This is a genomic window from Ruegeria sp. CI1, assembly GCF_056536925.1.
Map to the genome: position 1 here is coordinate 234,670 of NZ_JBQFQP010000003.1, position 18,572 is coordinate 253,241.

General features: G+C 57.6%; 19 protein-coding genes. 8 read left to right on the forward strand and 11 right to left on the reverse strand.

What is annotated here, in order from left to right; translation table 11 throughout:
• The first annotated feature begins 37 nt into the window (after positions 1 to 37).
• On the forward strand, positions 38 to 1,408 hold the full coding sequence (locus tag ACR0LZ_RS04920; RefSeq protein ID WP_480748657.1) for a glutamate--cysteine ligase: 1,371 nt from the start codon (positions 38 to 40) through the stop codon (positions 1,406 to 1,408).
• 71 nt (positions 1,409 to 1,479) lie between these two features.
• Here ACR0LZ_RS04920 and ACR0LZ_RS04925 read toward each other — a convergent pair whose 3' ends face one another.
• The 8 genes from ACR0LZ_RS04925 to ACR0LZ_RS04960 form a co-directional block, all read right to left on the reverse strand.
• Entirely contained in the window at positions 1,480 to 2,013 is a 534-nt protein-coding gene (locus ACR0LZ_RS04925; protein WP_480748658.1) for an outer membrane protein, read from the reverse strand.
• A 268-nt stretch (positions 2,014 to 2,281) separates the two neighbouring features.
• The gene (locus ACR0LZ_RS04930) at positions 2,282 to 2,758 is read right to left on the reverse strand and encodes a YHS domain-containing (seleno)protein (RefSeq protein ID WP_480748659.1); all 477 of its coding nucleotides are present in this window, start codon (positions 2,756 to 2,758) and stop codon (positions 2,282 to 2,284) included.
• A 457-nt stretch (positions 2,759 to 3,215) separates the two neighbouring features.
• A complete protein-coding gene (gene plsY, locus ACR0LZ_RS04935) occupies positions 3,216 to 3,821 on the reverse strand; it encodes a glycerol-3-phosphate 1-O-acyltransferase PlsY (protein ID WP_480748660.1) in 606 nt (201 codons plus the stop codon).
• On the reverse strand, positions 3,821 to 5,101 hold the full coding sequence (gene pyrC, locus ACR0LZ_RS04940) for a dihydroorotase (RefSeq protein ID WP_480748661.1): 1,281 nt from the start codon (positions 5,099 to 5,101) through the stop codon (positions 3,821 to 3,823). Before pyrC ends, plsY begins: the two co-directional genes overlap by 1 nt.
• Positions 5,098 to 5,550: a hypothetical protein gene (locus ACR0LZ_RS04945; RefSeq protein WP_480748662.1), complete on the reverse strand. Its 453-nt coding sequence runs from the start codon at positions 5,548 to 5,550 to the stop codon at positions 5,098 to 5,100. The genes pyrC and ACR0LZ_RS04945 overlap by 4 nt, the downstream gene beginning before the upstream one ends.
• Positions 5,547 to 5,936 carry a hypothetical protein gene (locus ACR0LZ_RS04950; RefSeq protein WP_480748663.1) on the reverse strand — a complete coding sequence of 130 codons (390 nt, stop codon included), beginning with the start codon at positions 5,934 to 5,936 and terminating at the stop codon, positions 5,547 to 5,549. Before ACR0LZ_RS04950 ends, ACR0LZ_RS04945 begins: the two co-directional genes overlap by 4 nt.
• On the reverse strand, positions 5,921 to 6,445 hold the full coding sequence (locus ACR0LZ_RS04955) for a hypothetical protein (RefSeq protein WP_480748664.1): 525 nt from the start codon (positions 6,443 to 6,445) through the stop codon (positions 5,921 to 5,923). Before ACR0LZ_RS04955 ends, ACR0LZ_RS04950 begins: the two co-directional genes overlap by 16 nt.
• On the reverse strand, positions 6,442 to 7,377 hold the full coding sequence (locus tag ACR0LZ_RS04960) for an aspartate carbamoyltransferase catalytic subunit (RefSeq protein ID WP_480748665.1): 936 nt from the start codon (positions 7,375 to 7,377) through the stop codon (positions 6,442 to 6,444). Before ACR0LZ_RS04960 ends, ACR0LZ_RS04955 begins: the two co-directional genes overlap by 4 nt.
• A 774-nt stretch (positions 7,378 to 8,151) precedes the next feature.
• On the opposite strand from ACR0LZ_RS04960, the gene ACR0LZ_RS04965 reads away from it, so the two are divergent.
• From ACR0LZ_RS04965 to ACR0LZ_RS04990, 6 genes are all read left to right on the forward strand, one after another.
• Positions 8,152 to 8,919, forward strand: coding sequence for a uracil-DNA glycosylase (locus tag ACR0LZ_RS04965; RefSeq protein ID WP_480748666.1), 768 nt, complete (start codon positions 8,152 to 8,154; stop codon positions 8,917 to 8,919).
• The gene (locus ACR0LZ_RS04970) at positions 8,916 to 9,512 is read left to right on the forward strand and encodes a metallophosphoesterase family protein (RefSeq protein WP_480748667.1); all 597 of its coding nucleotides are present in this window, start codon (positions 8,916 to 8,918) and stop codon (positions 9,510 to 9,512) included. Before ACR0LZ_RS04965 ends, ACR0LZ_RS04970 begins: the two co-directional genes overlap by 4 nt.
• Positions 9,509 to 10,129 (forward strand): LysE family translocator, encoded by a 621-nt coding sequence (locus ACR0LZ_RS04975; protein ID WP_480748668.1) that lies wholly within the window; start codon positions 9,509 to 9,511, stop codon positions 10,127 to 10,129. Before ACR0LZ_RS04970 ends, ACR0LZ_RS04975 begins: the two co-directional genes overlap by 4 nt.
• Before the next feature lie 4 nt (positions 10,130 to 10,133).
• Positions 10,134 to 10,676, forward strand: coding sequence for a molybdenum cofactor biosynthesis protein B (moaB, locus tag ACR0LZ_RS04980; RefSeq protein WP_480748669.1), 543 nt, complete (start codon positions 10,134 to 10,136; stop codon positions 10,674 to 10,676).
• Positions 10,677 to 10,783: 107 nt separating this feature from the next.
• Entirely contained in the window at positions 10,784 to 12,238 is a 1,455-nt protein-coding gene (locus ACR0LZ_RS04985) for an efflux RND transporter periplasmic adaptor subunit (protein ID WP_480748670.1), read from the forward strand.
• Positions 12,239 to 12,243: 5 nt separating this feature from the next.
• Positions 12,244 to 15,645 (forward strand): efflux RND transporter permease subunit, encoded by a 3,402-nt coding sequence (locus ACR0LZ_RS04990; protein ID WP_480748671.1) that lies wholly within the window; start codon positions 12,244 to 12,246, stop codon positions 15,643 to 15,645.
• Positions 15,646 to 15,654: 9 nt separating this feature from the next.
• On the opposite strand, the gene ACR0LZ_RS04995 is transcribed toward ACR0LZ_RS04990, so the two are convergent.
• The gene (locus ACR0LZ_RS04995) at positions 15,655 to 16,080 is read right to left on the reverse strand and encodes an NUDIX hydrolase (protein ID WP_480748672.1); all 426 of its coding nucleotides are present in this window, start codon (positions 16,078 to 16,080) and stop codon (positions 15,655 to 15,657) included.
• Between the two features lie 3 nt (positions 16,081 to 16,083).
• Positions 16,084 to 16,896, reverse strand: coding sequence for a protein-disulfide reductase DsbD domain-containing protein (locus ACR0LZ_RS05000; RefSeq protein WP_480748673.1), 813 nt, complete (start codon positions 16,894 to 16,896; stop codon positions 16,084 to 16,086).
• 145 nt (positions 16,897 to 17,041) lie between these two features.
• Between ACR0LZ_RS05000 and ACR0LZ_RS05005 the strand changes: the two genes are divergently transcribed.
• Complete coding sequence (locus tag ACR0LZ_RS05005; protein WP_480748674.1) at positions 17,042 to 17,596, forward strand: YqgE/AlgH family protein; 555 nt, start codon at positions 17,042 to 17,044, stop codon at positions 17,594 to 17,596.
• On the opposite strand, the gene ACR0LZ_RS05010 is transcribed toward ACR0LZ_RS05005, so the two are convergent.
• Entirely contained in the window at positions 17,597 to 18,547 is a 951-nt protein-coding gene (locus ACR0LZ_RS05010; protein WP_480748675.1) for an L-threonylcarbamoyladenylate synthase, read from the reverse strand. It abuts the gene before it with no gap.
• Positions 18,548 to 18,572: the final 25 nt, after the last annotated feature.

Here is an 18,572-nt window from a genome sequence, read left to right on the forward strand (position 1 = left end):
CTACATTTTCTAGAGACCCAGCATCGGAGCGCGGCCTATGTCTATCCCTCAGTCCGGCGGAGGACCGATTGAACGCCATGAACAACTGGCCGAATACCTGGCGGATGGATGCAAGCCCAAGGTCGAGTGGCGCATCGGAACCGAGCATGAAAAGTTCGGCTATTGCAAGGACACGCTCAAGCCGCTCCCATACGAGGGGGAACGCTCGATTCAAGCCGTGCTTGAAGGGTTGCGCGACTTGCATGGTTGGGCACCATTGGAAGAAGGCGGTAAGCTGATCGGGCTGACCAAGGACGGTGCCAACGTTTCGCTCGAACCGGGTGGTCAACTGGAACTCAGCGGAGCGCCGCTGGAAACGATCCACGAAACCTGTGACGAGGTGAACGCGCATCTGCGTGACGTCAAGGATATCGCTGACAAGATCGGCGTGGGCTTCATCGGTCTGGGCGCGGCCCCGATCTGGCGGCACGAGGACATGCCGTTGATGCCCAAGGGCCGCTACAAGCTGATGGACAGTTATATGCAAAAGGTCGGCACCATGGGCACCACCATGATGCGGCGGACCTGTACGGTTCAGGTCAATCTTGATTTCGCCTCCGAAGCGGACATGGTGCAGAAACTGCGCGTCGCCATCGCGTTGCAACCGGTGGCCACGGCATTGTTCGCCAACTCGCCGTTCCTTGACGGCAAGCCCAATGGTCATAAATCGTGGCGTTCTCGGGTATGGCGCGACCTGGATGCCGACCGTACCGGGATGGTACCTTTTGTCTTCGAAGAAGGTTTCGGATTCGAACGTTGGGTGGAATATGCGCTCGATGTTCCGATGTACTTTGTCTATCGCGATGGGAAATACATCGACGCGCTGGGCCAGTCGTTCCGTGACTTCCTCAAAGGCGAACTGCCCGCATTACCGGGAGAGACGCCGACATTGTCCGATTGGGCGGATCATCTGACCACTCTTTTTCCTGAGGCCCGGATCAAGAAGTTTATCGAAATGCGCGGTGCCGATGGCGGTCCGTGGCGCCGCTTGTGTGCGCTACCTGCATTCTGGGTCGGGCTGACTTATGAACAATCATCGCTGGATGCGGCGTGGGATCTGGTGAAAGGCTGGGACGCCGAAACCCGCGAGGAGTTGCGCATCGCAGCCAGTAGAGATGGTCTGCAAGCCCAAGTGAATGGTATCAAAATGCATGATCTGGCGCGCGAAGCCGTGGCAATTTCCGAGGCTGGTCTCAAGGCGCGCGCTCGACCCGGTGCCGGAGGACTGGTGCCAGATGAGGCCCATTTCCTCAATGCATTGAAGGACAGCATCGAAACCGGCAAAGTACCGGCAGACGAGTTGCTGGCGCATTACAAAGGCGATTGGGATGAAGACCTGACGCGAATTTACCGGGCGTTCAGCTATTGAGCACCTCTGCGGTTACTGTAACCGTGTGTGGCCACACTACCTGAATCCGGTAGTGCGGCCCTCGTTCACTGTCAGAACCGGTAAGCCAGACGAATTTGGAACGTGGTTGCGTCCACATCGACGCCGGTCGAGTTGAAATTGTCAAACTCGTGATAAAGCAATTCGCCGGCAAGGCTGATGTTAGGCACGATGATCTGTTCATATCCTGCGCCGATGAACCAACCGTCATCACTTCCAAAGTTGTCGGTTCCGGCTTCGGCATAGCCTGCAACGCCGTAAAGCAGGCTGTCGGGGTTGATCTTGTATCCCGCCCGCGCTTTCAATCGCCAGACATCCTCGACAGTGGCGGCCCCGGACAGATCGACGTCGGTCCAGTCATAGTCGAACCCGGCGCCAGCGACCCAGGTGCCAAAGTCATAGTCATATCCAAGGATGATACCGCCAATAACACCGTCACCGTCCAGCCCAGATACACTGGTGTCGACGTCGGCATAGCCGATCTCCGCCCCCGCATAAAAGCCGCTCCAATTGCCCGAAGATTGCGCCAACCCCGGCCCCGTCGCCAATGTTGCCAAGGTCGAAACAAGTACCAATTTTCCCGTCATCTCAGTGTCCTTTCGTACAAATGCATTCTTGGGATGCGCATCGGCTCAAAGGGTAGGCCCACTCCGATACACCCCGATCCGCAAAGCGGATCACTGGATTCCCACTTATTCCGAACATTTGATGAGCAGTGCCAGAATCTGTTGGCCCTGCAGGTCCATTAATCAGGACTCATTGATAATCGACAGATTATCCTTCTCAATCAACGGATGCAAATCTCAAGCGGCGGCAGTATGACCTGCCGCCGAAATATCGTATTTTCTCGGCAAGTTATTGCTGCTGCAACGCCGCCGGGTCTTTGTCTGCGATGTCTTCCCAGTTGACACTGGCTTTTTCGATAAAGCCGGGAATATCGCCTTCCCATTTCTGTTGAATTTCTTCCGACAGGTTCAGGTAGAGCTTGTTGTCGACGATCTTCCAGTAGTTTGGATCGCCGTCAAACTTGAAGCCCATCGCCGTGCCAAAGGCGCAATACCCGCCATAAGCCGGAAGATACGCTTCGGGGTTGGCTTCGAACGCGGCCTTGTTTTCTTCAGAGGCAAAACGGTACAGGGCATCGTCATGCAGCGTGGTGATTTTCCAGTTGCCCTTGGTTGCCTCGCCTTCGGTGAAATAAGCAACCGGGTCATAGCCTTGCATTGCCAAACCCGTTGAAGATGCATTGATTTCCACGCCCGCCGCCAGTGACGAACTTGCCAGCGCGACCGACAGTGCGACGCCACTGAGGAGTGTTTTGATCTTGTTCATGGATTTACCTTTTTATGCGCGGCCGACCCGCCGAAATTTCGCTCAGCCAACTATGTGAAGACATGAAGTGCCGCGAAATCTGCGTCACGCAACTCGAGTTGGGACGCGCACTGTTCACGTTCAAAACAAACAATTGTGTATGTGCGAGAGCGAAATGAGATTGTGCGGAAATAGAGAGTTCCAGCTTGTGATCAACGACTTGGAACCAGACCGACCACAAAGTCCACGACTTTCTTTGCGGGCATTTCACAAGGGCGCAGAAGGGTCTTGCCGTTTGACAAGATGTAAAGGTTCAAGCTAATATAGTCGGTGCCGCCTAACTCGTGAGCGACAAGCTTGTGCGATCGTTTCCCAGCCAGTTCGGTCCGACTGGCGATATATCTGCGGCCCTGCGACTTTCCCTGAAAACTGCCCGAAGGTAACGCAAAGAAGGCGTCCAAAAATACCTGCGGCGCTTTCAAGAGCGTCCGATCTTCGGTTCGGTCCCGGCCTTGATGCGAGAGATATTTGCTGAATGGCGCCAAAAGATAAGCAACGTCAGGAGAATTCCCAGCAAAAAAGCAGTCCCGTGGTCGAGGACCAGCAGCCAAATCGTCGACGAAGCCGCAGCGGCAAGCGCGCCCATTGATGAAATACGTGTCACCAGTGCAGCGACAAGCCAGGTCAGGCAGCAGGCAAGTCCCACTGGCCAGGCAAGTGCCAGCCAAATACCCAAAAAGGTCGCCACCCCCTTGCCACCCTTGAAGCCAAGCCAGATCGGGAAACAATGCCCAACAAAGGCGCTCAATGCGGCAAGCTGTGCCGCGTCCTCTCCCGTGATGGCGCGGGCTAGCAAAACAGCGGCGGCGCCTTTTCCGGCATCGAACAGCAACGTCAACGCGGCAGCAGCCTTGTTGCCTGTGCGCAGGACGTTGGTGGCACCGATATTGCCCGATCCGATCTGACGCAGGTTTCCAAGCCCCATGATCTTGGCCACGATCATGCCGAAAGGAATGGACCCCAATCCGTATCCAATCACAGCCCAGATCAGGAGTTGGGCCATAGTGTTTTCGATGGGCGGCATTACGCTCTCCGGTAAACTTCTTTGCCTGCGACATAGGTTGCCGCAACCCTACCTTGCAAACGCTGGCCGTCAAACGGAGTATTCTGCGATTTCGATTTCAAAGTGAAACGGTCGAGCACAAAAGGCACATCCGGATCGAACAACACCAAATCCGCGGGTGCACCTTTGGAAAGCCTGCCGCATTCCAACCCCAGCCGTTTTGCCGGGTTCAACGCCATGGCGCGGAATAACGTCGACAGATCAAGTTGTCCGGCGTGGTAGAGGCGCAGCGCAGCGGGCAACAGAGTTTCAAGCGCGACCGCACCCGAGGCGGCCTCTTCGAAGGGCAGACGTTTGCTCTCCTCGTCCTGCGGAGTGTGCATCGAACTGATAATGTCGATCAGCCCTGTCCGTACGGCCTCTATCACGGCTTGCCGGTCGTCTTCCGAGCGCAACGGTGGCTTGATCTTGAAGAAGGTGCGATAGTCGGCCACGTCCAATTCGTTCAGGGTCAGATGGTGGATCGAGGTTCCGGCGGTGATGTCCAGCCCGTTGCGTTTGGCCCGTTCCAGCGCGGGCAGGGCGCGGGCGGTTGTGATCTGGTCGGCATGATAGGCCGCCCCGGTCATCTCCAGCAGGGCAATGTCACGGTCCAGCCCCATACGTTCTGCCATCGGCGAGACCGAGGGCAAGCCATATAGCGTGGCAATTTTGCCGCTGGTCGCGGCGGCGCCATTGCTCAGGCCCGGTTCCTGCGGATGGGCGATAACCAGTGCGCCGCATGAACGTGCATAGGTCAGCGCGCGCGAGAAAACCTTGGTGTTGGCGACCACATGATCGCAATCGGTGAAAGCGACCGCACCGGCATCCAAGAGGAACCCGATTTCGGTCATTTCGCGGCCCTCGCGGCCTTTGGTGAGCGCAGCCATCGGCAGAACGTTCACCGGCGTATCTGCCTGTGCCCGTCGCGTAACGAATTCCAGCGTCTCCGGTGTGTCGATGGTGGGTGTCGTATCCGGGCGTGTGACGATCGTGGTCACGCCGCCCGCCGCCGCCGCCTGGCCGGCGGACCTGTAGCTCTCCTTGTGCCGCTCCCCCGGTTCGCAAACCTTGACACCGATATCGACGATACCGGGCGCGAGGCATTTGCCGCCGCAATCTACGGTCTGCCCATCAGAACTCGGCGCGCTTCCTTCGCCTCGGGCGGTAATCCAGCCATTGTTCACCTGCAACCAGCCAGTTGACTCTTTTCCGGCTTCGGGGTCGATCAGGCGGGCGTTGGTGAAAAGAACGGAAGTCATTGTGCGGTCTCTCGGGCTTGCTTCAGCGCCTGCAATGCGGCAGCCGGGTCAGATAGATGATCGAACGAAAAAAACGGGTGGCGGTCAAAAGTCACCCGTCTTCGATGGCAAGAAAAGTTCAGAAATCGGTCGATTTTCAGATATTTCGACTTCAGGTCTTTGTTTATCTCCCACGCTTTTTGCGAGGTCACAACATAGACGCGTTGTGCGCGAATGAAACGATCAGCCCAAACGAAAAAGACCAATCCAATCGTACAGACAAAAATTTTCCAAAAATCTCCAGCCGTCTCAATCATCCAAGGGCTTGCCAGCCAAATTAATGCAATCAGACCGATTGTCATCTTGTAGAACCAACCAATTCGCAAAGGGAAAAACCCTTGCTCCGGTCGCTGATACCACAAAACCTCCTCGCCCTCCGGTATTTTTTCACGCCACCACTCACCACTCATCCAACAGCCCTTTCGATGGCGGCCTTCGTGGCGGCGGGATCGGTCTGATACTTGATCAGGTGTTTGTCGCCGTTTCGGTTGACGATCTGAACGAAGCTGCCCATCGTGCGCACGGTTTCGATCTGGTTGAGCGTCATCCTGCGCTGACCAGGTCCGACGAGGGCGCCGTCCCGGATTTCCCAGTTGGTGGCCAATTCCTCGGAGGCCAGATACCAGGCGCGCACGACGACTGCGGCCAGCCCGGCAGGCGCGCCGGTCCAGACATAGGGGTTGCCGATCAGCCAAAGAACCGCCATTGCTGCAGCCATGGCAAAGGCGGCAAGCCACGCATTGGTGCGGATATAGGCCTGTTTGTCAGCGGGAAAGCGGGTCACCTCACCAGCCACAGAACACCTCCGACAATGAGAGCCATGATCACGGCGAACAGCGCAAATCCGATCCGCCGGGCTTGGGCACGGGCCTGACGGGGTGGGACGCGCGGCGCGGAGTAGGGTTTTGCACTTTCGGTTTCGATGGGTTGCCCGGCCCAGTTCGTGGTCGCTTCAGTGAAAAGTCCAGCCAGTTGCACCCTTGGGTCAGGGTTCAATACAGTAGCGCGCCCATTGAACGCCTTGCTGCGAATAACCATGACCCAACCTGCGAGCGCATCAAGTTTTACCCGATCAAGCTGGCCGTCGGAAATGCCGCAACCCTCGGTCAGGTAGCCATAAAGACCTAGTTCCTCCAGATCGGAAACGGGGAATACCTCGATCTGTGAATGGTCCAAGCCTTGTATGTTCAGAACCTGTTCCGCCGCGCCCGGTTCACGCAAAAACCGTGCCTCTTCGGCACGCATGTCGAGCGTGAACAAACGTAAAACGCCTCGTTCGCTTTGGGCGACGGTCAATCCACTCATGCGGCCTCGCGCAAATTGCGGGCCAAAAGCTCCATCGCGGCCATGCGGACGGCGACGCCCATTTCCACCTGCTCCTGAATAACCGAGCGATTGATGTCGTCCGCCAGTGTGCCGTCGATCTCGACGCCCCGGTTCATCGGGCCCGGATGCATCACTATGGCGTCCGGTTTCGCGAGCGAGAGCTTATCTGCATCAAGGCCGTAGCGGTGATAGTACTCTCTCTCGGATGGGATGAACCCGCCATCCATCCGCTCTTTCTGAAGCCGCAACATCATCACGACGTCCACGTCCTGAAGGCCTTCGCGCATGTCATCATACACCTCGGCGCCGAATTCGGCGAAATGGCCGGGAACCAGTGTCGGCGGACCGATCAAGCGGATGCGGTTTTCCATCTTGCCCAGCAGAATCAAGTTCGAGCGTGCCACGCGGGAATGAGCAATATCACCGCAAATTGCCACGTTCAGCCGGTGGAGCCGCCCCTTGGCGCGGCGGATGGTCAAAGCATCGAGCAGCGCCTGCGTCGGATGCTCGTGCCGTCCGTCGCCTGCGTTCAAAACAGCGCAGTTGACCTTCTGCGACAACAGGTCCACCGCGCCGGAATGCGGATGCCGCACCACCAGCAGATCGGGATGCATCGCGTTCAGGGTCATCGCCGTGTCGATCAGTGTTTCCCCCTTCTTGATCGAACTGGCTTGCATCGCCATGTTCATCACATCCGCGCCCAGCCGCTTTCCCGCCAGTTCGAAGCTGGCCTGCGTTCGCGTGGAGTTTTCAAAGAACATGTTGATCTGCGTCAGGCCCGCCAGAACATCGGCGCGTTTGGCCGATTGGCGGTTAAGCTCTACGTATTTCTCAGCCAGATCCAGAATGGCGGTGATGTCAGCGGGTGAAAGCTGTTCGATGCCAAGAAGGTGACGATGGGCGAAACTCATGGGGCGAACTCCGATCAGACATTCGGGCCGCTTATAGAAAGGACGCGCCGGTCGGGCAACATGATCTAACGGTCCTTCGCGTTTTCCTTTTGCGGCAGTTCCTCGCAGCCTCCATCCTGGTTGCAAGCAAAGCCCGGTTTGCACCATTTCCCATAGCCGCAATCAATGGCGCGAACCGGGACGCAACCTTGATGAGCCGAGCACTTGAAACCGGGGCGGCATTGCGACCCGGTTTCCGGGCACAAGAACCAATCCGGACGAGAACAGCCACCATTCGGCAAACAGGTCGATCCGCCGGGGCACACGCGACCATCCTTGCACGTATTGCCTGACGGTGCTTGAAGTTTCGGTTCCTCCTGGCGCACGCATTCCCCAGTAGCAGTACAGATCATTCCCGGCCCGCAAGTCAGGCCGGAGGTGCACTTGCCAGATCCTTTCGGAGCGCACCGCGTTCCACCCGCGACGCATTCTTCAAACGGCCCGCAGGAACGACCGCCGCCGCAATATGTGCCGCCAGAGGGGATGCAGTGACCATCCCAACTGCATCTTTCGGAAAGGTTGCAGCAATTCGATTGGCCGCACTGCAATTTCCCTGCCGGACATTGATTGTGGAAGTTGGCGAGTGCCGATTGGTTACTCGCGAGAACGAGAGCAATTATCGACACGAAGAGCAGCGATTTAATATACATGATAAACAATTAGTTTGGTGTGTCTTGAGCAGATGACAAGGGCAATTCGCTTTCCCTCTTCGTTCAAGCGGTTAGATTGATTGCTATGGAATCGGTACTGGATCATCACACGGCTCGCGCTCTGCTGGAATGGCAGATCGAGTTGGGAGCAACCGAAGCCATCGGAGATGACCCGGTGGACCGGTATGCTTTACCCGACACGACGGCACAGCCCAAGGCAACTGTTCCAACTCCAGAGGTCAATGTAAAACCGAAGGATGCCGATGCGACCGAGGTTGCGCAAAGATCGGCGCGAAGTGCAAACTCATTGCCAGAGTTGCGCGCGGCAATGGATGCGTTCGATCTGTGCGAATTGAAACGCGGGGCACGGCAACTGGTCTTTGCAGACGGAACACCAGGCGCGCGCGTCATGATCATTGGCGAAGCTCCGGGGCGTGATGAAGACCGGGAGGGCCGCCCATTTGTAGGACGCGCGGGTCATTTGCTGGACCGGATGCTGGCAGCGATCGAACTAGACCGCAGCAAAAACGTATATATCACCAACGTTTTGCCGTGGCGGCCTCCGCAAAACCGCGATCCTAAACCCGACGAGATTGGAATGATGAAACCGTTTCTCGAGCGGCATGTCGCATTGGCAAAGCCAGCGGTTCTGGTGCTAATGGGAAATATCAGCTGTCAGGCGGTACTGGGAAAGCGCGGCATAACCCGTTTGAGAGGGCAATGGGAACAAGCAATGAACCTGCCGGTCATACCGATGTTTCACCCTGCAGATCTTCTTCGCCAGCCTCATATGAAAAGGCAGGCCTGGGCGGATCTTCTGGTGCTCAAGGAACGGCTTGAGGAAGCGAAATGAAAATTCTTGCGTTCTCTGACCTTCATATGGCGCGGACGCGAGCCGCCGATTTAGTGGTGGCCAGTAACGATGCTGATCTGGTGATCGGCGCCGGGGACTATTGCAATATGCGGCATGGGCTGGATGAAGCGATGGAGATGCTTTCCAGAATATCAGCCCCTCTGGTTCTGGTGCCGGGAAACGCGGAAAGTGCGGAAGAATTGGACACAGCCGCTCACGAAGGCGCGCACGTATTGCACGGCCACGGAATGACCGTGGATGGGGTGCGCATGTTCGGGCTGGGTTATGGCGTACCGGTCACACCCTTTGGCGACTGGTCTTGCGATCTGACCGAGGCTGAAGCGACAGAGTTGTTGGACCGCTGCAAGGATACCGATATCCTCATCACCCATTCCCCGCCAAAAGGGATCGGGGACAAAACCTCGCAAGGGGTGTCGGTGGGATCGGTTGCGGTGCGCAATGCGATCGAACGCATTCAGCCCTCATTGGCTTTTTGTGGGCATATCCACGACAGTTGGGGCGCTCGCGGAAAAATGGGTCGGACCGAAATTGCCAATCTCGGCCCGACTATCAATTGGTTTTCACTGAAATGATCGACCCAGTTGTTTTTTGGACATTCGTTCCGGCGGCGCTGGCGCTGAACCTGACGCCTGGGGCGGACATGATGTTTTGCTTGGGGCAGGGTCTGCGTTCAGGTCCTCGCGCTGCGGCGGCTGCAAGCGCTGGGATTTCGACTGGTTCGATGGTGCACGTCACGCTGGCCGGACTAGGGTTTGGGGCGGTTGTCGAGGCGGCACCGGTTCTGTTCGACGCCATCCGCTGGCTTGGTGTTTCTTACTTGCTTTGGCTCGCCTGGGGCGCCATACGATCTGGAGCGGTATCGCCGGACATTGCGACAAGGCCTGCCAACCATTCATTTCGCGACGGTTTGATGGTGAATCTGACAAACCCCAAGGTTATCCTGTTTGTTCTTGCTTTCATCCCCCAGTTTGTGAACCCGAATGCGGGATCAATCCTGCCACAGTTTTTGATCTTTGGCATGGTCCTTGCATTCGGGGGGTTGTTCATCAACGCCGGAGTTGGTTTTTTTGCGGGCGCGATGCGCCGGAAGCTAACGAGCAACCCTGCGATTTCACGCGTATTGGGCTGGGTTTCAGGGTGCCTGTTCGCGGCCCTCGCCCTACGCTTGGCTATCCTGGAAAGGTCCTGATCCGATGTCCCGCATCGACGAAAGCAAAGATTTCATTCCTGTCCGCATTGCGGTTCTCACCGTTTCTGACACCAGATCCATCGAGGAGGACCGATCGGGCAAGACACTTGTCGATCGCATTGAGAAGGCCGGGCATGTAGTGGTCGACCGGAAAATTCTGAAAGACGAAAGAACCGAGATTGCGGAGCAACTGCGCGTATGGGTGGCCGACCCCGGAATTGACGTTGTGATCTCGACCGGCGGCACTGGATTGACCGGGCGAGACGTGACCGTCGAGGCGCACAGGGACGTGTACGAGAAGGAGATCGAGGCCTTCGGCACCGTCTTCACGATGATTTCGATGGAAAAGATCGGTACATCGGCCGTGCAATCCCGCGCCACTGGCGGAGTGGCGGGTGGAACCTATCTGTTTGCCCTGCCGGGCAGTCCTGGCGCCTGCAAGGATGGTTGGGACGGGATACTGGAAAAGCAGTTCGATTACCGCCACATGCCATGCAATTTCGTCGAGATCATGCCGCGATTGGACGAACACAAGCGACGGAAGTAGACTGGTCATACGTTTCACTGCCTGTAAACGCTTTGTGGCTTGGCATTTTTTGCAGTCCGGCTACTTACTTGTGAGGGCACTTAGAAATGATCGGAGCAATGTGACCGATGCGATTCTTGCGGCAAAGCCTTATTGGGGTATTTCTGGCCTCGATGACGCTTGCCCTACTGTTATATGCGGCGCAATTGGTCACTGGCGCAGTACAGGACTTCGTAAACAAGGAAAACCCGGCTCCGCCGTCGCGTGAACGAATCTTTGCGGTCAACGTCGTGACTGCCGAACTGGAAACGGTGACTCCTTATCTGGACGTTTTTGGCGAAGTACAAAGCCGACGTCGGCTCGAATTGCGGGCTGCAACCGGAGGCAGGGTGATCTGGTTGTCGGAAAACTTCGAAGAGGGCGGCGCGGTATCTGCAGGGCAGGTTCTGGTTGAATTGGATCCTGCTGACGCGCAATCGGCTTTGGATCGTGCCGAATCGGATCTTCTGGATGCTCAGGTTGAAGAACGAGACGCCGAAAGATCACTGGTTTTGGCACGGGATGAATTGAAGGCAGCGGCGGAACAGTCCGCTTTGCGCGACCGTGCGCTTCAGCGTCAGCGCGATCTCGAAGAACGTGGGTTTGGTTCTGCCACGGCAGTTGAGACTGCAGAACTGGCAGCGGTATCGGCGCGTCAGGCCACCCTCGCCCGCAGGATCGCAGTAGCGCAAGCTGAGGCGCGGGTCGACCAGACGGAAACGCGACTGGCCCGCGCCCGCATTGCGCTTGATGCCGTAAAACGCGACCTTGACGATATGACGGTGCGCGCACGTTACGATGGGACTCTCAGTGGTGTGACATTAGTAGAAGGACGACTGGTGTCGGCCAATGAAAAGCTGGCCGAATTGGTTGACCCCTATGCTTTGGAAGTCGCCTTTCGGGTGTCGACTGCGCAATATGTACGATTGCTTGATGCAAAAGGTGTTCTGATCGAAGCCCCCGTGACCGTTTCGCTGGAGGTCACCGGAACCGATCTCACGGCAACTGGCAGGATCAGCCGAGACAGCGGCTCGGCCGGAGAGGGGCAGTCCGGACGCCTTATCTTTGCCCGCCTTGACGAGGCCCCCGGATTCAAACCCGGAGATTTCGTGACGGTATCGGTACAGGAAAACCCTGTTGAACAGGTAGCACGTCTTCCGGCTTCGGCACTGGACGCGTCGGGTACTGTGCTGGTGCTTGGTCGTGACAAACGTCTCGAAACACTCCCGGTGCAATTGGTGCGCCGCCAAAAGGACGAAGTGCTGGTGCGAGGCGAAGGGCTGGAAGGGCGCGAGGTTGTTATTGGCAGGACACCTTTGCTCGGAAAGGGCGTGCGGGTGCGTCCGTTGCGGACAGAGGCCAGTACCGCGCTTGATCCGGGCATGGTTGAACTGACCGACGAGCGCCGGGCGCTCTTGGTCGCCGCGGTCGAAGCAAATGACCGTCTTGCTCCTGACGACAAGGCACGGGTCCTGAATCAATTGGCCGAAGCACGCGTACCCGCACAGTTGGTGCATCGTATCGAAGCGCGGTCCGGGGGATAAGTTCGATGATCCGCGAAATCCCCAGCGCAGCCGGTGGAGTTATCAGCTATTTCACGCGTCATCGCACAATCGCAAACCTGCTTTTGATCATCATGTTGGTGATGGGGGCCGCCGCGATTCCGAATATGCGGGCTCAATTTTTCCCTGATGTCATCACGGAGCAGGTCGAGGTCACAGTCGAATGGGAAGGAGCCGGGCCTGAAGATGTAGACAACGCCATCGTGCAAGTTTTGGAACCTGCCCTGTTGGCGGTGGATGGGGTGCAGAGCTCGGAATCCAGATCGCGAGAAGGTGATGCGAGGATTGAGCTGGAATTCGAACCGGGTTGGGATATGTCGCGCGCCGTTGATGAGGTCCAAACCATCATCGACGGTGTAACCAACCTGCCCGAAGATGCCGAAGAGCCAAGCGTCCGGCGTGGCGGGTGGCGCGACAGGGTCACGGATGTCGTCGTTACTGGCCCAGTGGACACGGGGCGGCTGGCGCTATTCACCGACGAACTGATCACCCGCCTCTTCAAGGCCGGTGTTACGCGCACCACGATCCGGGGAATTGCGGCTCCGCGTATCGTGGTCGAGGTGCCGACAGCGCAATTGATTGCCAACGACATCAGCATGGCCGAAATTGCAGCGGCCATCGCTGCCGAGGTTGATGCGAATCCTGCAGGAGACGTGAGTGGGGCGAATGCCCGGATTCGAACCGGTATCGAAAAACGCACGCCTGAAGAGATCCGTGGCATCGCCTTGCGCACATTTGCGGATGGCTCCACGCTGACAATCGAGGACGTGGCCGACGTGCGGATCGAGGGTGTGACACGCAATCGCAGCTACTATGTGGGCGAACATCCGGCCATGTCCGTCCGCGTGAATCGATCCGATCGCGGTGATGCCATTGCGATCCAGCGCACTGTCGAAGAAGTCGTGACCCAGATGCAGGCCAGTCTTCCGGATGGGGTTACGGTCGAATTGATCCGAACCCGCGCCCAGGCAATAACGGATCGCCTCAACATTCTGGTCGACAATGGCCTCATGGGATTGGCCCTTGTAGTGTGCCTGCTGTTTTTGTTTCTCAACGCCCGTATCGCGTTCTGGGTGGCAGCCGGTATTCCAGTTGCGATGTTTGCGGCCATTTCATTCATGTATATGGCTGGATTGTCGCTCAACATGGTGTCGCTGTTCGGCCTGATCATTACGCTCGGCATTGTTGTGGATGATGCGATTGTGGTTGGTGAACACGCGGATTTTCGGGCGCGTCGGTTGGGTGAAATTCCGGTTGCCGCCTCTGAACGCGCTGCTTCTCGTATGGCGATGCCGGTCTTTGCCGCCACGGTAACCACCGTTATCGCCTTCTTCGGCCTGACGGCTATCGGTGGTCGGTTCGGTGAGTTGATCTATGACATTCCCTTTACCGTGATCGCGGTGTTGCTGGCGTCCCTGATCGAATGCTTCCTGATCCTGCCGAACCACTTGTCCCATGCGATCGCTCACTCTGCGAAAGAGCACTGGTATGATCTGCCCAACCGTGTCGTCAATCGGGGCTTTCGATGGGTGCGCGACCACCTCTTCCGCCCGCTGATCGCGTGGGTCATCTGGGCGCGATACGTTGTTTTGGCCGGAGTGGTGGTCGTCCTGGCGAGCCAGCTTGCCCTGTTCATTCGGGGCGACGTGAACTGGCGGTTTTTCAACGCGCCCGAACGGGGTTCCGTTACTGGCAACTTCATCATGGTCGAAGGTGCCACGCGTGCAGATACGTTTGCCATGATGCGAGAATTACAGCGTGCAACCGAAGAGCTTGGGAAGATCTACGAGGAGCGGCACGGGCGAAATCCAATAGACTATGTTCTGGCAGAGGTCGGGGGCAACGCGGGATGGGGCCTGTCTGCTGCCGAAGGCAAAGACATTGATCTGCTGGGTGGAATTTCGATTGAGTTGATCGACGCTGATCTTCGTCCCTATTCCAGCTTTGAATTTGTCGGAGAGTTGCAGGATTTCGTGAACCGCCACCCGATGACCGAGTTTCTGACTTTCCGGGGCTACCGGTCGGGGCCTGCCGGTGATGCAATCGATGTGCAGTTCTCCGGGTCAGAAGTCGGAACGCTCAAGGCCGCTTCAGAAGATTTGCAAGCGGCCCTGATGAGATACTCCGAAGTTTCGGCGTTGGAGGACAACCTTGCCTATGACAAGGAAGAATTTATTCTGGATTTGACGCCCCGAGGGCAGGCGCTTGGTTTTACCATTGAAACCCTTGGGCGCGCTTTGCGAAACCGTCTTAACGGGATCGAGGCGGCCACTTTCCCGGATGGGCCGCGCAGCGCCGAGATACGTGTGGAACTTCCAAAGGACGAACTGACCGCCGATTTTCTGGAGCACACGCTCATGCGCACACCAAAGGGTGTATATGTTCCGCTGGCTGATGTGGTCTCGGTGCGGCGCGAAGTCGGGTTCTCAACCGTACGTCGTGAAAACGGGCTGCGCGTCATTTCAGTGATCGGCGATATTGCCGAAGATGACCCGGCACGCGCGGCAGAAATCGCAGCCGCGCTCGAAAACGAGATCCTGCCCAAAATTGCCAGCGAACGTCAGGTCGAATGGCGCATGGCCGGATTGAGCGAGCAGGAGGACGAGTTTCTCAAGGAAGCGCGCACCGGTCTGATCCTGTGTTTGACAGGAATTTATCTTGTCCTGGCATGGGTGTTCGCGAGTTGGACCCGACCATTGGTGGTAATGGCAATCATACCTTTCGGATTGGTGGGAACGATCTGGGGGCACTACATTTGGGAGGTGCCGCTCTCCATGTTCACTGTTGTCGGATTGCTCGGGATGATAGGTATCATCATCAACGACTCAATCGTTCTGGTGACGACGATTGATGAATATCAGCGGGACAGGGGGCTGATTCCGTCGATCATCGACGGAGCGGCGGATCGTCTTCGTCCGGTCATGTTGACTACTATGACGACGGTTCTGGGTCTTGCGCCCTTGCTTTACGAGCAATCCCAGCAGGCGCAGTTTCTAAAACCCACGGTGATCACGCTAGTATACGGGCTGGGGTTCGGTATGATGCTTGTTCTGTTCGTTGTTCCAGCGCTTCTCGCGATACAGCGCGATTTCGCCCGCCCGTTGATGGCGCTGCGCCGGGCTATTCGTGGTCCGGACCCTTTGGTGCGATCAACGGTGGCGGGCACAGGTGTTCTGATGCTGATCTGGATGGGTATCACAATGATATGGCCGCTTGTCTATAATGGCTTGCCCGGATTTCTGACCCAATTCGCACCAGTTCTGGAAACAGCAAGCCTCGCGCAGGCGGGCTTGGGATTATTTGTGCTCGGTGCGCTGATTATTCTGTTTGCCTCGGTGGTGATATCGGCGCTGCTATATCCACGGTTGGCGTCGCGAACCAAAACGTAATGACTGTGGCTAGTTACTCGCCCGCTCAAGTGCCGTAAGCAAAAGATCGGGAACCCGGGCGCTCATCGGCAAAGCGTTCCCACGAATTTTGTCGACAGGAAACCACCCGGCATCCATTGCGTCATCCCCGGCAACAGGTGCTCCACTGATATAATGGCACGTAACCGCGACAAGCAGATAGTGGCTGACGACATTCCCGCAGTCATCGCGCCGCAGCAAATCCAGGTTATCGAGGTACTGCACCGGTTCAGCAATGACACCGGCCTCCTCCTGCAATTCCCGTGCTGCAGCCTGCATCACCGTCTCACCCCATTCCACATGGCCGCCGGGAAAACCCCACAGGCCGGCGTCCGGTTGTTTGCCGCGCTGCACCAAAAGAACGTGACCGTCATGAATGACGACAGCCAACGCTCCGATGGAGGGTGTCCGGCTCATGTTCTAGCCAGCTGTGCAACCCTGAATATCGACCGCATGATTGGACCCAAGCACCGTGATCCGGATTTCCGAGCGGTCCAGCGCAAAAGCGGACGAAGAGTTGCTGATGAGTTCGGAACTGGCGACCAGTTTGTTTCCCTGTCGCGTCGTTTGCGTTTCCGATGTCCAAAGCGACGGATCGCCCGACTCAATAACTGCGACCTCTTCCCCGCCCGCCGGGGGCATGGCGATGTGCGCTTCTATCCGCATTCCGTTCTGAGTCGGCTTCAGGTGGCAGCTGGCCGACTGAACACCTGCTTCGCGCTCGGAATAGGGTCGCTGGGCCATCGCAGCGGCAATGGCCGGATTGCGCCCGGCTGTCCCTGACAGCGTATGATCAAAGCCAAGGTTGCCGGGAACACAGACGTCCTTGCAAACGCCGAAATCCATCTCACCCCTCAGTCGTACGGGCTGACCTGGTTTGGCGGGGGTAATCTCGACCGGCAGTACCAATTGGTCCTTGTACCCGATTGACCGCAGCCCGTTCTGATCGAATACGTGCGGGGTTGGCCAGGTAATCGAAATCTCGCCGATATTGTCCGACCCGTTCCAGTTGAACTGAGGCGGAATGCCTGCATCGCCCGGCGCGCGCCAATATGTTTTCCATCCCTCGGCAAGTGTCAGCCGAATAGCCCCCAGATAGGTGCCATTCTTTGTTGACCCACCATCCAGGATTTCAAGCCTCACCACATCATCAAGCCCGCCTGCCAAAGCAGGCATTGCGAACGAAATACAGGCGGTCAGGGCGCAGGACGCCAGTTTTTTCAACTTCAACATAGTGAATACATGCGCCTTGAATCGGGAAATGCCAAGTCACGTTCAGGTCAGGAATGTGAAATCTGAGAAAATTGGTGCCCCATACCTTGCAAACCGCGGTGCAGGAGGGCCATTGTTTAAAGATAAGCATTGAAAGAGTGTTCGCATGGATCTAACCGGAAAACTGTTGATCGCGATGCCTGGTATGGGGGATCCGCGCTTCGATCATTCGGTGATTTATCTTTGCAGCCATAGCGACGACGGGGCGATGGGACTGATCGTCAACAAGCCCGCCGATCTTCGAATCAAGGCGCTCCTGTCGCAGTTGAACATTGCCTGCGAAATCCCGGTTGTGGGTGAACGGCTCGTGCGGTTTGGCGGGCCGGTAGAAACGTCTCGCGGTTTCGTGCTGCACAGCTCGGACTACGAGGCGAACCTGCACTCAATGCCGGTAAAGAGCGGGTTCAGCATGACTGCCACCCTGGATATTCTCGAAGACATCGCTGCCGGACGAGGCCCTGCAGAGGCGATGCTGATGCTGGGGTATTCCGGCTGGGGCCCCGGACAATTGGAAGACGAGATTTCCATGAACGGCTGGCTTACCACCGATGCCTCGCCCGAGCTGGTTTTTCAAGTGGCCGATGATGAGAAATGGGAGGCCGCTCTGGCGACACTTGGCGTCGATCCGCTGACACTTTCCGCCAGTGCGGGTCACGCCTGATCAGGTTAGCCTGGGTGCAGCGGCGCGGCGCAGGCGATCGTTGATCGCTGCACCCAGGCCGGTTTCCGGAATGCGCGTGACGGCAATCGGGCGACCGGTTTCGTTCAACTGGTGCAAGGCCGAAAACAGGTTGGCTGCGGCTTCCGACAAATTGCCTGTCTTCGAAAGGTTCAAGTCGCATTCGACGGGTCCAAAGCCCAGCAGGATTTCGTCCCCGCGCCTGGTGCGGACATTCAACCGAACCGGTGCGTCCGGGGCATAGTGCGACAACAGTTGGCCCGGCGCGGAAACTGCACCGCCTGTCTCATAGTGTTGCAAAGGTGCTTCAAGACACGCCTCGATCTGCTCCGCCGCTATTCCTCCGGGGCGCAATAGCGTCGGGTCCCCTGCCAGCCCTACAATGGTCGATTCCAATCCCACACCACAGGGGCCGTCGTCCAGCACCGCGGCGATCCTTCCGTCAAGGCCAAAGCGCACGTGCTGTGCTGTGGTCGGGCTGATGCGCCCCGATGGGTTGGCCGAGGGCGCGGCGACCGGACCGTCGAATGCAGTCAATAGCGCGCGTGCCGTCGCATGGGCCGGGACGCGAACCGCCAAGGTATCCAGCCCGGCAGTCACGAGCGAGGAAACTCCATGCCCCGGTCGCAGCGGCAATAGCAGTGTCAACGGACCGGGCCAGAAGGCATCGGCCAACTTCTGCGCCTCATCGCTCCATTCAACATAACGCCGCGCGGCTTCGATTGACGCCACGTGGGCGATCAGGGGGTTGAAGCTGGGCCGGCCTTTGGCAGCATAGATGGCCGCGACGGCTTCTCCGTTCGAGGCGTCGCCCCCCAATCCATAGACCGTTTCCGTGGGAAACGCGACCAGTTGCCCGTCCCGCAGCAATTCTGCGGCGCGGTTTAGCCCCGCAAGATCGGCGGTCAGGTATTCGGTGACGCAGGAGTTCATAGGCAGTGACGCGGCGTTTTGGTTG

Coding starts and splice junctions, on each gene's coding strand:
- plsY (WP_480748660.1), bottom strand. CDS start 3,821: ATGCCGCCCATCGAAAACACTATGGCCCAACTCCTGATCTGGGCTGTG.
- ACR0LZ_RS05005 (WP_480748674.1), top strand. CDS start 17,042: ATGGATCTAACCGGAAAACTGTTGATCGCGATGCCTGGTATGGGGGAT.
- pyrC (WP_480748661.1), bottom strand. CDS start 5,101: ATGACTTCCGTTCTTTTCACCAACGCCCGCCTGATCGACCCCGAAGCC.
- ACR0LZ_RS04920 (WP_480748657.1), top strand. CDS start 38: ATGTCTATCCCTCAGTCCGGCGGAGGACCGATTGAACGCCATGAACAA.
- ACR0LZ_RS04925 (WP_480748658.1), bottom strand. CDS start 2,013: ATGACGGGAAAATTGGTACTTGTTTCGACCTTGGCAACATTGGCGACG.
- ACR0LZ_RS04965 (WP_480748666.1), top strand. CDS start 8,152: ATGGAATCGGTACTGGATCATCACACGGCTCGCGCTCTGCTGGAATGG.
- ACR0LZ_RS04960 (WP_480748665.1), bottom strand. CDS start 7,377: ATGAGTTTCGCCCATCGTCACCTTCTTGGCATCGAACAGCTTTCACCC.
- ACR0LZ_RS04975 (WP_480748668.1), top strand. CDS start 9,509: ATGATCGACCCAGTTGTTTTTTGGACATTCGTTCCGGCGGCGCTGGCG.
- moaB (WP_480748669.1), top strand. CDS start 10,134: ATGTCCCGCATCGACGAAAGCAAAGATTTCATTCCTGTCCGCATTGCG.
- ACR0LZ_RS04995 (WP_480748672.1), bottom strand. CDS start 16,080: ATGAGCCGGACACCCTCCATCGGAGCGTTGGCTGTCGTCATTCATGAC.
- ACR0LZ_RS04970 (WP_480748667.1), top strand. CDS start 8,916: ATGAAAATTCTTGCGTTCTCTGACCTTCATATGGCGCGGACGCGAGCC.
- ACR0LZ_RS04990 (WP_480748671.1), top strand. CDS start 12,244: ATGATCCGCGAAATCCCCAGCGCAGCCGGTGGAGTTATCAGCTATTTC.
- ACR0LZ_RS04930 (WP_480748659.1), bottom strand. CDS start 2,758: ATGAACAAGATCAAAACACTCCTCAGTGGCGTCGCACTGTCGGTCGCG.
- ACR0LZ_RS05010 (WP_480748675.1), bottom strand. CDS start 18,547: ATGAACTCCTGCGTCACCGAATACCTGACCGCCGATCTTGCGGGGCTA.
- ACR0LZ_RS05000 (WP_480748673.1), bottom strand. CDS start 16,896: ATGTTGAAGTTGAAAAAACTGGCGTCCTGCGCCCTGACCGCCTGTATT.
- ACR0LZ_RS04985 (WP_480748670.1), top strand. CDS start 10,784: ATGCGATTCTTGCGGCAAAGCCTTATTGGGGTATTTCTGGCCTCGATG.
- ACR0LZ_RS04955 (WP_480748664.1), bottom strand. CDS start 6,445: ATGAGTGGATTGACCGTCGCCCAAAGCGAACGAGGCGTTTTACGTTTG.
- ACR0LZ_RS04945 (WP_480748662.1), bottom strand. CDS start 5,550: ATGAGTGGTGAGTGGTGGCGTGAAAAAATACCGGAGGGCGAGGAGGTT.